The following is a 12,079-nucleotide window of genomic DNA, read 5'->3' as shown; positions in this document are numbered from 1 at the left end:
GCGCGTTTCATCTTGTAAAGCACAGCCGTCACTTGGATTTGGTACGACTGTGCCTTTCTATGGTGCTTCGCAGTGAGCGATTCTGTGCAGCAAGTCTCTAAGGATGCGTATATGTCTCAGCCGCGAAACGGCACAACACCAGGCGACGTCGAAGAAATTCATTGGCCTTCGCTGGTGGCAGCCGTCTCGTCAATTTCCGCTGTTGGCATCGCAATCGGTCTGGGACTACCACTCCTCAGCATCATTCTCGAAAAGCGCGGCATTCCCTCGACACTTATCGGATTGAACACGGCGATGGCCGGGATTGCCGCAATGGCGGCGGCTCCGGTCACCACGAAACTGGCGCATAAATACGGTGTCGCGCCGACCATGATCTGGGCTGTCGTGATTTCGGCGATCAGCGCCCTCGGTTTCTACTACGCCCGGGATTTCTGGATGTGGTTTCCGCTGCGGTTCGCCTTTCACGGCGCGACAACGACGCTGTTTATTCTGTCGGAATTCTGGATCAATGCCGCTTCCCCGCCTTCGAAGCGTGGGTTTGTCCTTGGGATCTATGCAACTGTGCTATCGCTAGGATTTGCAGGCGGGCCGCTGCTTTTTTCGATTCTCGGCAGTGATGGTATCCTGCCCTTTGCGGTCGGCGCTGGCGCCGTTCTGTTGGCTGCCATTCCGATCTATATCGCGCGATACGAAAGCCCGGTTCTCGAAGAGAAGCCGGAGCTGCACTTCATGCGCTATGTCTTCCTGGTGCCCACCGCAACCGCTGCCGTCTTTATCTTCGGCGCGGTCGAAGCTGGCGGCCTGGCGCTATTCCCGATCTATGCGGTCCGCGCTTCCTTTACAGAAGCGCAGGCCGCCTTGCTGCTGACCGTGATGGGAATCGGCAATGTGATTTTCCAGATTCCGGTTGGCCTGCTTTCGGACCAGATGAAGGACAAACGCCCGCTGCTGGCCGCAATGGCCTTCATGGGGCTGATCGGCGCTTTGATGTTGCCGGTCCTCGTGCATAGCTGGCTTCTGATGGCAGCCATATTGCTCTTCTGGGGCGGGTGCGTTGCAGGTCTCTATACCGTTGGTCTCAGTCACCTCGGTTCACGCCTGACCGGCTCCGATCTTGCAGCAGCCAACGCAGCGTTTGTATTCTGTTATGCCGTTGGCACGGTGGCCGGGCCGCAGGTGATCGGTGCAGCCATCGACGTTGCCGGCAACAACGGTTTTGCCTGGGCTATCGCCGGGTTCTTTGGGCTTTATGCCCTGCTTTCGGCCGTCAGACTGCTTTTCCTCCGAAAGCGGGCTTGACTTTTCGGGCGGGATTCGTAGTTTCGCGCCAGAATTTGCCGTGGAGCCTATCCGGCCTGCCACGGCTTTCATTTTATTAAAGGCAGGACGACCATGGCCAAGGCTACCACAATCAAGATCAAGCTGCTGTCGACGGCCGACACCGGTTTCTTCTACGTCACGACGAAGAACAGCCGTACGATGACCGACAAGATGACGAAGACCAAGTACGACCCGATTGCTAAGAAGCACGTCGAGTTCAAGGAAACCAAGATCAAGTAATCACTTGATCTGACCGTTTCAAAAAAGGCGCGCGCCACCGGCTGCGCGCCTTTTTTGTTTGCCGGCTTTACGGCTTGATTTCGCTGCTCAAAACAGAAACGCCGTCCTCCCGAAAATGCGGAAAGGACGGCGTTTTCTTGAAAGGGGGTCGACCAGCAAGCAACGCGGCACGAGGAACCGCTTAATGTTGCAAACCAGCCGACCGACCCCACGACCCAGGAGATGCGGCGGACCTGAGCATCATGGGGTATCTCGGACTCCTCACAGGGAGTGCTTATCTCTTATGGTCCGATAATTTGCTCGAAAACGAAAGAAAATCAACAAATTCTTAATGGTTAGTTTTGCGAGGCTGATTTTATGGTTAAAAGTACGGCTTTAGGACAGTTTTTAGACCTGCGATTCGAGTTCAACGGGAAGAATAGCGCTAAAGTTGGCAAGGAACGTCGCAATATAGGTCAATAGTGTTAGTCGCGAATACTGCAGATCATGACTTGAGCATGACCCATGCGCAGCCGAATGCCGGCTAAATCTGACGCATCGTCACATTTAGCGCGGACCGACATCAAGGTTTGCTTGGAACAATAGGTTTCGAGCAAGCTGGAATGCGATCTTATGACCGGCTTTCTCCTCGAACTACTTCATTCCAGCGCCTCGGCGCATAGCTGTGGATGACGCGAAAACCGGGCTAAAAGGCCCGCTCAGGCGGCGGCAACAACCCGATTTCGACCGCCCGTTTTTGCCTGGTAGAGTGCCAGATCCGCCTGCTTCATCAACTGCCCCGGCGTGATCACCGATGAGATCCGCGACGATATGCCGAAGGAGGCCGTAACGCTCAACTCCTGCCCCGACGACTTCAGCTGGAACGGTGTCGTCTCGACCACGGAGCGCAGTCGCTCCGCGACTGTGGCGGCCACCTCGGGTGAAGTATCAGGCATGACGACCACGAATTCCTCGCCGCCATAGCGGCATGCAAGATCGGCGCCGCGGACCGTGGATCGAATGCGGTTCGCAAACTCCCGCAGCACGTCATCCCCCGCATCATGCCCATAGGTGTCGTTGACCTGTTTGAACCGATCGATATCAGTAATCAGCACCGCCAGCGGACGCCCCCGCGCCATCGAGCGACTAAACAGAGTGCTCAGGTGATTATCCAGGTAGCGGCGGTTGCTGAGCCCGGTCAACGGATCCGTGACAGCAAGCTCGATCGTCTGCTTGACACTCGCGCGTAGGCGATCGTTGTAGCGTTTGCGGCGCATCTGCGTAAGGCTGCGCGCCACGAGTTCGTTGGGATCGACTGGCCGAACGATATAGTCGTTGACGCCGAGTTCCAGCGCCCGGACGACCATCTCGTCATCCCCCTGTTCGGTGATGATCAGGATCGGCAGAAAACGCGTGCGCTCAAGAGAACGAAGCTGCGAGCACAGACGCAGGGGGTCGTAATCGTCGAAGTTGGAGTTGACGATAACCAGTTCAAAGGGATTTTCCGAAGCCTCGAACAGAGCCGCCTGCGGATCCGAGATTGCCGACACATCGGCGATCGGCTTCAGAGCCTTGATAATGCGTTCCTGCGAATTGGCACGACCATCGACCAGCAGCACCTGGCCAGATTCGTCGCCACGACCCTCGCCGGAGCGCAGCAGTTCATCGATTCCCATCGTATGGGCGGTTTCAGCGCGAATCCGTAATTCGTCGCTGAGCGTCTTTAATCGCAAGAGGCTCTTCACCCGCGAGATCAACTGAAGGTCATTGACCGGCTTGGTGAGAAAGTCATCGGCGCCGGCCTTCAGTCCACGCACGCGATCGGCCGGCTGATCCAAGGCCGTCACCATGACAACGGGTATGTGCGACGTCTTTGGATTGGCCTTCAGGCGCTCGCAGACCTCGAAGCCGTCCATCCCCGGCATCATGATATCAAGAAGGACAAGATCGACCTGATTGCGCTCGCAGATTGCCAGAGCTTGGTAGCCGTCACCAGCGGTCAATACGTCGAAATACTCGGCGACCAGCCGAGCCTCGAGCAACTTGACGTTGGCCGGAATGTCATCAACCACGAGAATGCGCGCAGTCATAGCTTCTTTCCGATGCGTCAGGCATCGCCCAGATAAGTCTTAATCGTCTCAATGAACTTAGGAACGGAAATGGGTTTGGAGACATAGGCTTCGCAGCCGCCCTGGCGGATACGCTCCTCGTCCCCTTTCATGGCAAATGCTGTAACGGCGATAACAGGAATGACGTGCAGGTCATCGTCTTCCTTCAGCCATTTGGTGACCTCGAGACCAGAAACTTCGGGGAGCTGAATGTCCATCAAAATCAGATCGGGCCGGTATTTGCGCGCGAGATCGAGCGCTTCCATGCCGTTTCGGGTCTGGATCGTCGTGTAGCCGGACGCCTCGATGAGGTCGCGAAAGAGCTTCATGTTGAGCTCGTTATCTTCTACAATCATTACCTGTTTGGGCATGACACGCGTCCTACGTCCGTTCTGGTACCGCTTCCCCGCATGAAGAAGACTTATGCGGCGGCATGGTTCCATAGAACCGATGGCGGCACACTATCGCTATTTGGTTGAAAAATAGGTAATTTACCCAGAGAAATGCAGAGCAACTTCAAGACTTCAAAACAACTCGCGGCCGACCCGCAGGAGACCGTGATCTCCGTTCTTGCCTGGCTTGCCAACGAACCGGATCTATTCGGTCGTTTCCTTGCATTGACAGGCGTCCAACCGGCGCAGGTCCGCCACGCTGTCAACGATCCCGGGTTTATTTCGGGCATGATGGACTTCATCATGCAACATGAGCCAACAGCGATGGCCTTTTGCCAGGCGACTGGCGTCGCGCCCGACACATTGAATGCAGCATGGCTGCACTTTTCACCGCCGGGACTTGGCTCGGGAGAATATTGAGCATGGATATTGCCACCAACGTCAGCCAGGTGCGGCTCGGTGACCGGCCTTTGGTGGTCTGCGACATCGACGAAGTGGTTCTCGAGTTCCTCACTCCCTTTACCGCTTTTCTGCGCTCGCATAGTTACGACCTCCTGCCGCGGTCGTTCCGCCTCTACGGCAATATCGTTTCGCTGCTGGATGGCAGGGAGTTGGAAAAAGCGGACGTCGATGCGTTCGAGGAAGTCTTCTTTGCGAACCAGCACCTCTGGCAGAAGCCAGCGGAAAAGGCCGTCGAAACACTGCAGTCGCTTTCGGCCGACGCCGACATTGTCTTCCTGACCGCCATGCCACCTCGCCACCACGGTATCCGGCGCGAATTTCTCGACCAGCTTCACCTCTCCTTCGATCTGATCGCCACGCAAGAGGCCAAAGGACCGGTTGTCGCAAGGCTCCATGATGGTCGAAGCCTTCCGGTCGCCTTCATCGATGATATGCAACGCAATCTCCTTTCCGTTGCCGATCATGTGCCCGATTGCCTGCTCCTGACCATGATGGCCAACGCCGATTTCAAGGCTTTCGCACCACCGCCAGTTGGAAACATCGTCGCGGCGACTGGCTGGGACCATGCCGCCGAGTTGCTAAGGGCACATTTCGCTGCCGATGTTCTCACGAGTGCAAATCCAGCCGCATGAGCGGGCGGCTATCCTTCCGTTTTGCCACGATCTCAAATCCGGCCGCATCGAAGATCGCGGTCGACCCTGTACAGAGCGTCACCGATTTCGATTGCTTGACCTGGTCGATCGGGCAGCCTTCGAGATAGCGAGCGCCATGGCGCCGCGCATGGTCAATCGCACCGGCAAGGAGACGGTGACTGAGCCCGTGCCCGCGCAAATGCGAGGTCAGGAAGAAACAACTTACCGCCCAAAACGACGGATCGTGCGCATCCCGCTCTTCCACCGGTCGGGACACGGTTCGAGGTGAATTGAATTGCGGCACGTCGTGCCTTGGCCCAACCTGAACCCATGCGACCGGCTCGTCATCGGCGTAGGCGAGAATTCCTGGTGGCGGCCCCACGGCTATCCGTCCGAACATGTGTGACTTGCGCTCATCGGGCCGCATCTTCGTGCGGACGGCATGAGGCAGGCGAAGCGCGACACACCAGCAGTCACAGAAGGCTCCGCGGGCACCGAAAAGCCGTTCGAAGTCGCTCCACCGGTCTGCAGTCACCGGCTCGAAACGGAGATCAATATCCAATGCAACCTCCCAACCTCTCTTGAGACTCAAAAGTTTAGAGGCTAGTGTTGCGATGTTCAATCTTTGTTCTTGCCATGACACCTGCGTACGCCAAGACACCCGGCTTCTGTCGCGACTGCCTTGCCGAGCAGAAGGCCGACACGCGCCGTTGCTCGGCATGCGGAAGTCCTCGTCTCCTGCGACACAAGGAACTCTATGAGCTGACGCTGGCGCACATCGATTGCGACGCCTTCTACGCTGCAATCGAGAAGCGCGACAATCCGGAACTCGCCGACAAGCCTGTCATCATCGGTGGTGGCAAGCGCGGGGTGGTTTCCACAGCCTGCTATGTCGCCCGCATCCATGGTGTTCGCTCGGCAATGCCGATGTTCAAGGCTCTCGAGGCCTGTCCACAGGCAGTCGTCATTCCACCTCACATGGAAAAATACGTGAAGGTCGGACGCGAGGTCCGCATTTTGATGGAGGAACTCACTCCGTTGGTTCAGCCGCTTTCGATCGATGAAGCCTTCTTGGAACTCGGCGGCACCGAACGCCTGCATCACGATCCGCCGGCGCGCACACTCGCCAAGTTCGTGCAGCGGATCGAGAAGGAGATCGGTATCACCATCTCCGTTGGTCTTTCCTACTGCAAATTCCTCGCCAAGGTCGCGTCCGACCTGCAGAAGCCCAGAGGCTTCTCGGTCATCGGTCGGGACGAGGCGGTTTCCTTCCTTGCGCCCCGACCGGTGACGACGATCTGGGGTGTCGGCAAGGCGTTTGCAGCAACGCTCGAGGCAGATGGCATCCGAACGATCGGCCAATTGCAGACAATGGAGGAAAGCGACCTCATGCGCCGATACGGCAGCATGGGGCAGCGGCTTGCACGCCTCTCACGCGGCATCGACGATCGCGAGGTTCATCTCAACGACGCAGCAAAAAGTGTTTCGTCCGAAACGACCTTCTTCGATGATATTTCCCGCCATGACGAACTCGTCCCGATACTGCGCAGCCTTTCGGAAAAGGTTTCCTGGCGGCTGAAGAAGCATGATATCGCCGGTCGGACGGTGGTTCTGAAATTGAAGACGGCGGACTTCAAGTTGCGCACCCGCAATCGCAAGCTCGAAGACCCGACCCAGCTTGCCGACCGAATATTCCGCACGGGGCTGGAACTCCTCAAGAAGGAGACGGATGGTACGAAGTTTCGGCTGATCGGGATCGGCGTGGCCGATCTTTGCGACCCCGCGCGCGCCGATCCGCCCGACCTCATCGACGTGCAATCGGGTCGCAGGGCTGCCGCGGAAGCTGCGATGGACAAGCTTCGCGACAAGTTCGGAAAAGGCACCGTCCAGACTGGATATACCTTTGGCGGGAAGCGCGATGACTAGCATGTAAGCCTGCTTCAATTCCGCTATTTCAAGTTTTCCTTAAGCTTCGGCGTCTAGGCTCGCGCTTCAAGTATTGCGTATCGGTTGAGTCATATGTTGTCGCGTCTCGTTTTCGGCCTTGGCTTGCTGTCGGCCACCGCAATCGTGCACCCCGCGCTTGCCGCGGATTCACGCACGCTGCAAATTTTCGTATCGAAGGATGCCCAGTCGCTTACCCTCTACGACGGCAGCGAGATCGTGGCGACTTCGAAGGTTTCGACGGGAAAGACTGGCCATACGACGCCGAGTGGCATCTTTTCCGTCATCGAGAAGCAGAGGTATCACGAGTCGAATATCTATTCGGCTGCACCGATGCCCTTCATGCAGCGCCTGACCTGGTCAGGAATTGCGCTTCATGAGTCGAACGCCGTGCCCCGCTATCCAGCATCGCATGGCTGCGTCCGGATGCCAGCGGCTTTTGCAAAGCACCTCTACAAGATGACGGGAGTGGGCGTACCGGTTGTCATAACCGACGCCGAACTAGCGCCGGAACCGATCGATCACCCGACGCTCTTCCGGCCGGACGCTCCAGCGTCCCCGGCGTTGCTTTCCGATGCTGCTTTGCGACCCGCGATCGGGCAGGCTCCCGTTCAGGTCGCCATGAACGACGTCGCACTACCGTCTCCCCAGGTCCCGGCGGCAAGGGCTCCCGAGAACGACACGCCGATCCGCATTCTCATTACGCGCCGCAGCATGCGCGAGGAGATCATCGATCTACAGACATACCTCAACGAACTCGGATTTGCTGCGGGTGAACCCGACGGCTTGCTTGGCACGGCAACACTGCAAGCGATCAGTGATTTCAAATTGAAGTATCCGATTGAGCCTACGGTAGACAAGTCACCGATGAGTGACGCACTCCTCAAGGCCGTCTATGCCGCGGCGGGCAAGGGAGCGCCACCGAACGGCGTCCTCATGGTTCGCCAAGGTTTCCAGCCGGTCCTTGAAGCGCCGATCTCGATCGAGAACCCCGGGCTTGCCCTCGGCACGCACTTCTTCTTTGTCCATAACGTCGATTTCGAAACGGGTTCGGCGGACTGGATGGGAGCAACGCTTCCCAACACGCTCTCGCGCGCAACCATGACGCGGCTCGGCATCAGCAGCCTCGAAAGCTCGATCATATCTGGCACACCGATCGCCAATGCCCTCAGCCGTATTGATATTCCCGAGGAAACACGGCGCAAAATCGACGCCATCTTGACGACCGGCTCGACGCTGACAATCTCCGACACTGGCCTCGGCACCGAGACGGGCGAAGGGACGGACTTCATTACCCTTACGAAGGGGTGAGGTCAGACCAGCTCGACGTCGATGACGCCCGGTGCTGCACGAAGGGCTGCGGCAATCTCAGCCGTGATGCGGTACTTCTGCGGAAGCTCGACCTCCACCTCGCGCTTGCCTTCCTCCTTGATCACGATGAAGGAGACCAAGCCGTCGCCCTTGGCATTCAGGTGCGATGCAACCGCCCGCAGAGGCCCTGAATCCCGCACGTAGACGCGGAGGGCCTTTTGCATTTGTAGCGATTTCTCTTCAAGCGACTGGATGGTCTGCAGGCGAAGGCCGACGCCCTCCGGCCGCTCCTCCCCCGTCGCCGTGATAACGAAGGACTTTCCCGATTCCAGCACGTCACGATACTGGTTCAGCATTTCGGAAAACAGCACAGCTTCGAACTGACCCGAGGAATCCGAAAACACGATGATGCCCATCTTGTTGCCGGTCCTTGTCTTGCGCTCCTGCTTGGAGATAACCGTCCCTGCAAGGCGGCCGTTACTCGCGCCCTGCTTCACCGCGGCCGAAAACTCGGCGAAGGTCTGGACCCGCATCCTCTGCAGAATATTCTGGTAGCTGTCGAGCGGATGTGCCGTCAGGTAGAAGCCCAGGACCTGAAACTCCTTGAGCAGCTTCTCGGAGGCCAGCCAAGGCGAAAACGGCGGCAGCGAGATTTTCTCCGGCCCGGACGAAAGCGCGCTGCCGAAGATATCCGATTGGCCGCTCAGCTTGTTCTCCTGCGCACGCTGAGCATAGCCCATGATCCGGTCGAGACCGCCTGCAAGTTGCGCCCGATCAAGCCCGAAGCAATCGAAAGCACCGGCAAAGATCAGGCTTTCCAGCACACGCCGGTTGACCTGTCGTGGATCGATGCGCAGGCAGAAATCCTCGAGGCTCGCGAACGGGGTGCCGCCCCGAACTTCAACGATGTGATCGACGGCCGATTCGCCGACACCCTTCAGCGCCGCCAGCGCATAGTAGATCTTGTTGTCGCCGGTTTCGAAGTGGCGGAACGAGGTCTGCACCGAGGGTGGAATTACCTCAATGCCGAGGCGCTTGGCGTCCTGGCGGAAGTCGTTCACCTTCTCGGTGTTCGACATATCGAGTGTCATCGACGCGGCAAGGAACTCGACCGGATAGTGCGCCTTCATGTAGGCGGTCTGGTAGGAGACAATTGCGTAGGCGGCGGCGTGTGACTTGTTGAAGCCGTAGTTTGCGAACTTTGCCAGCAGTTCGAAGATGTTCTCGGCCTGCGGCTTCGACACGCCGTTCTTGACGGCGCCATCGACGAAGCGCTCGCGTTGCTGATCCATCTCCGCCTTGATCTTCTTACCCATGGCGCGGCGCAGAAGATCGGCTTCGCCGAGCGAATAGCCCGACAGGACCTGGGCGATCTGCATCACCTGCTCCTGGTAGACGATAACCCCCTGCGTTTCCTTCAGCAGATAGTCGATCGTCGGATGGATCGACTCGACCTCTTCCTCACCGTGCTTGCGAGCATTGTAAGTCGGAATATTCTCCATCGGACCCGGTCGATAAAGGGCTACAAGCGCGATGATATCCTCAATGCAGTCCGGCTTCATGCCGATCAGCGCCTTGCGCATCCCAGCACTTTCGACCTGGAACACGCCGACGGTCTCGCCACGCGAAAGCATCTCGTAGGTCTTCTTGTCATCGAGCGGGATCGAGGCGAGGTCGACCTTGGTGCCGCGCTTGGCGACGAAATCGACGGCGACCTTCAACACCGTCAGCGTCTTCAGACCGAGGAAGTCGAACTTAACGAGGCCGGCCTGCTCGACCCATTTCATGTTGAACTGGGTGACCGGCATGTCCGAGCGCGGATCGCGATACATTGGTACCAGCTTCGACAGCGGTCGGTCGCCGATGACGATACCGGCGGCGTGGGTGGAGGCGTGGCGGTACAGGCCCTCGATCTTCTGGGCAATGTCGAGCAGGCGCGCAACGACAGGTTCCTTGTCGGCCTCCTCCTGCAGTTTCGGTTCCTCCTCGATCGCCTTTGACAGCGGCGTCGGGTTCGCCGGGTTGTTGGGAACCAGCTTGCAGATCTTGTCGACCTGACCGTAGGGCATTTCGAGCACACGGCCGACGTCACGCAGTGCCGCGCGCGCCTGCAGCGAACCAAAGGTGATGATCTGCGCCACCTGCTCGCGGCCATACTTGCGTTGCACATACCGGATCACCTCTTCGCGGCGATCCTGGCAGAAGTCGATGTCGAAGTCCGGCATCGAAACGCGTTCCGGGTTGAGGAAGCGTTCGAAGAGCAGCGAGAAACGCAGCGGATCGACATCGGTGATCGTCAGCGCATAGGCGACCAGAGATCCCGCACCCGAGCCGCGACCGGGGCCGACGGGAATGTCATGCTGCTTTGCCCACTTGATAAAGTCCGAAACGATCAGGAAGTAGCCCGGGAACTTCATGCGTTCGATAACGCTGAGTTCAAACTCCAGCCGCTCGCGGTAGTCCTTCTCCTCGTAGCCAGGCGACATGCCGAGTGTCGCAAGGCGACTATCCAGTCCCTCCACCGCTTGCCGGCGCAGTTCGAGCGCCTCTTCGCGCTCCGCTTCCTCAGGATCGGCCGTTGCGCCGGTGAAGCGCGGCAGAATTGGCTTGCGCGTCTTCAGGATGAAGGAGCAGCGCCGCGCGATCTCGATGGTATTTTCCAGCGCTTCGGGCAGATCGGCAAAAAGCTTTGCCATTTCGGCGCGGCTTTTCAGGTAATGATCAGGCGTCAGACGGAACCGCGTATCGTCAGAAACGATCGCGTTATGGGCGACCGCCATAAGCGCGTCATGCGCATCATAGTCGTCACGGGTCGGAAAAAAGGCTTCGTTTGTGGCGACAAGCGGCAAATCGTGCTTATAAGCAAGGCCGATGACCTTCTGCTCATGGCGCTTGTCATATGTGCCGTGCCGCTGCAGTTCGACGTAAAGCCGGTCGCCGAAATGACGCTTCAAGAGCAGGAGGCGGGCCTCCGCCTGAGCTGTGTGCCCATCCTTGAGCGCCATGTCGATCGGCCCCGTTAACGCCCCGGTCAAAGCGATCAGGCCTTCGGTTCCGATCTCATCGAGCCAAGCGGCGCGGATGTGGATGGATTGACCATTGCCCTCGCCGCCGAGATAGGCGCGGCTGACGAGATCCACCAGGCGCTCGTAGCCATCGTCCGTGGCCGCCAAGAGGACCAGCGACGGCAGCTTGGCGGGCGCCTGCTGGCCGCCGCGCCGCTCTGTCTCCAGACCATCTTCCATATCGATCGAGACCTGACAGCCGATGATCGGCTGCAGTCCTTCATCCATCGCCTTCTGCGAAAACTCGAGGGCGACAAACAGATTGTTGGTGTCGGTGATCGCAATCGCCGGCTGGCTGTCACTCGAGGCCTTATAGAGGATCTTCTTGAGCGGCAGCGCGCCTTCGAGCAGCGAATAGGCCGAGTGGACACGAAGGTGAACGAAGCCCGGCGTACCGCCGATGAAACCACTTGCCGCGTCTATCTCCGCACCCGCCATGCCATGCCTTCCGATCACCTGAATCAAATCAGGTCTATTCTCAGCATTGGGGGGATGATGTCCAGACAAGGGTCGCGTTCGGACCGCATGACAGCCATGCGGTCCCCGAAATTCTTACATTGCCATGCAGATCAACGAGAAGCTGGCAACGAACATTGCGATGGAGGTGAATGCTGCGATATCACGGA

General features: G+C 58.3%; 10 protein-coding genes. 6 read left to right on the top strand and 4 right to left on the bottom strand.

What is annotated here, in order from left to right:
- Positions 1–111: 111 nt before the first annotated feature.
- Both BN77_RS11430 and rpmG read left to right on the top strand, forming a co-directional pair.
- Positions 112–1,299, top strand: a complete 1,188-nt coding sequence (locus BN77_RS11430) for an MFS transporter (protein ID WP_007531856.1) — start codon at positions 112–114, stop codon at positions 1,297–1,299.
- 93 nt (positions 1,300–1,392) lie between these two features.
- Complete coding sequence (gene rpmG, locus BN77_RS11425; RefSeq protein ID WP_003587245.1) at positions 1,393–1,560, top strand: 50S ribosomal protein L33; 168 nt, start codon at positions 1,393–1,395, stop codon at positions 1,558–1,560.
- Positions 1,561–2,258: 698 nt separating this feature from the next.
- Here the strand turns inward: rpmG and BN77_RS11420 are convergent.
- Together BN77_RS11420 and BN77_RS11415 are read right to left on the bottom strand one after the other, a co-directional pair.
- Positions 2,259–3,629 (bottom strand): PleD family two-component system response regulator, encoded by a 1,371-nt coding sequence (locus BN77_RS11420; RefSeq protein WP_007531843.1) that lies wholly within the window; start codon positions 3,627–3,629, stop codon positions 2,259–2,261.
- Between the two features lie 17 nt (positions 3,630–3,646).
- Positions 3,647–4,018 carry a response regulator gene (locus BN77_RS11415; protein WP_007531841.1) on the bottom strand — a complete coding sequence of 124 codons (372 nt, stop codon included), beginning with the start codon at positions 4,016–4,018 and terminating at the stop codon, positions 3,647–3,649.
- A 132-nt stretch (positions 4,019–4,150) separates the two neighbouring features.
- Here BN77_RS11415 and BN77_RS11410 point away from each other — a divergent pair, with 132 nt between their 5' ends.
- Complete coding sequence (locus tag BN77_RS11410) at positions 4,151–4,459, top strand: DUF3572 domain-containing protein (protein ID WP_007531839.1); 309 nt, start codon at positions 4,151–4,153, stop codon at positions 4,457–4,459.
- 2 nt (positions 4,460–4,461) lie between these two features.
- A complete protein-coding gene (locus BN77_RS11405) occupies positions 4,462–5,133 on the top strand; it encodes a hypothetical protein (RefSeq protein ID WP_007531838.1) in 672 nt (223 codons plus the stop codon).
- Here the strand turns inward: BN77_RS11405 and BN77_RS11400 are convergent.
- Positions 5,108–5,695 (bottom strand): GNAT family N-acetyltransferase, encoded by a 588-nt coding sequence (locus BN77_RS11400; RefSeq protein ID WP_007531835.1) that lies wholly within the window; start codon positions 5,693–5,695, stop codon positions 5,108–5,110. The two genes, BN77_RS11405 and BN77_RS11400, sit on opposite strands and share 26 nt — an antisense overlap.
- A gap of 74 nt (positions 5,696–5,769) precedes the next feature.
- Between BN77_RS11400 and BN77_RS11395 the strand changes: the two genes are divergently transcribed.
- Both BN77_RS11395 and BN77_RS11390 read left to right on the top strand, forming a co-directional pair.
- Positions 5,770–7,059 (top strand): DNA polymerase IV, encoded by a 1,290-nt coding sequence (locus tag BN77_RS11395; protein WP_007531833.1) that lies wholly within the window; start codon positions 5,770–5,772, stop codon positions 7,057–7,059.
- 93 nt (positions 7,060–7,152) lie between these two features.
- On the top strand, positions 7,153–8,388 hold the full coding sequence (locus tag BN77_RS11390; RefSeq protein ID WP_007531831.1) for a L,D-transpeptidase family protein: 1,236 nt from the start codon (positions 7,153–7,155) through the stop codon (positions 8,386–8,388).
- A gap of 2 nt (positions 8,389–8,390) precedes the next feature.
- Here the strand turns inward: BN77_RS11390 and dnaE are convergent, their stop codons facing one another.
- The gene (gene dnaE, locus BN77_RS11385) at positions 8,391–11,891 is read right to left on the bottom strand and encodes a DNA polymerase III subunit alpha (protein WP_007531829.1); all 3,501 of its coding nucleotides are present in this window, start codon (positions 11,889–11,891) and stop codon (positions 8,391–8,393) included.
- Positions 11,892–12,079: the final 188 nt, after the last annotated feature.

This window comes from Rhizobium mesoamericanum STM3625 (assembly GCF_000312665.1).
GTDB lineage: Bacteria > Pseudomonadota > Alphaproteobacteria > Rhizobiales > Rhizobiaceae > Rhizobium > Rhizobium mesoamericanum.
The sequence above is the reverse complement of the archived record's forward strand: the minus strand, read 5'-3'. Positions and strand labels throughout refer to the sequence as shown.

Coding starts and splice junctions, on each gene's coding strand:
- BN77_RS11415 (WP_007531841.1), bottom strand. CDS start 4,018: ATGCCCAAACAGGTAATGATTGTAGAAGATAACGAGCTCAACATGAAG.
- BN77_RS11430 (WP_007531856.1), top strand. CDS start 112: ATGTCTCAGCCGCGAAACGGCACAACACCAGGCGACGTCGAAGAAATT.
- BN77_RS11410 (WP_007531839.1), top strand. CDS start 4,151: ATGCAGAGCAACTTCAAGACTTCAAAACAACTCGCGGCCGACCCGCAG.
- rpmG (WP_003587245.1), top strand. CDS start 1,393: ATGGCCAAGGCTACCACAATCAAGATCAAGCTGCTGTCGACGGCCGAC.
- dnaE (WP_007531829.1), bottom strand. CDS start 11,891: ATGGCGGGTGCGGAGATAGACGCGGCAAGTGGTTTCATCGGCGGTACG.
- BN77_RS11420 (WP_007531843.1), bottom strand. CDS start 3,629: ATGACTGCGCGCATTCTCGTGGTTGATGACATTCCGGCCAACGTCAAG.
- BN77_RS11390 (WP_007531831.1), top strand. CDS start 7,153: ATGTTGTCGCGTCTCGTTTTCGGCCTTGGCTTGCTGTCGGCCACCGCA.
- BN77_RS11405 (WP_007531838.1), top strand. CDS start 4,462: ATGGATATTGCCACCAACGTCAGCCAGGTGCGGCTCGGTGACCGGCCT.
- BN77_RS11395 (WP_007531833.1), top strand. CDS start 5,770: ATGACACCTGCGTACGCCAAGACACCCGGCTTCTGTCGCGACTGCCTT.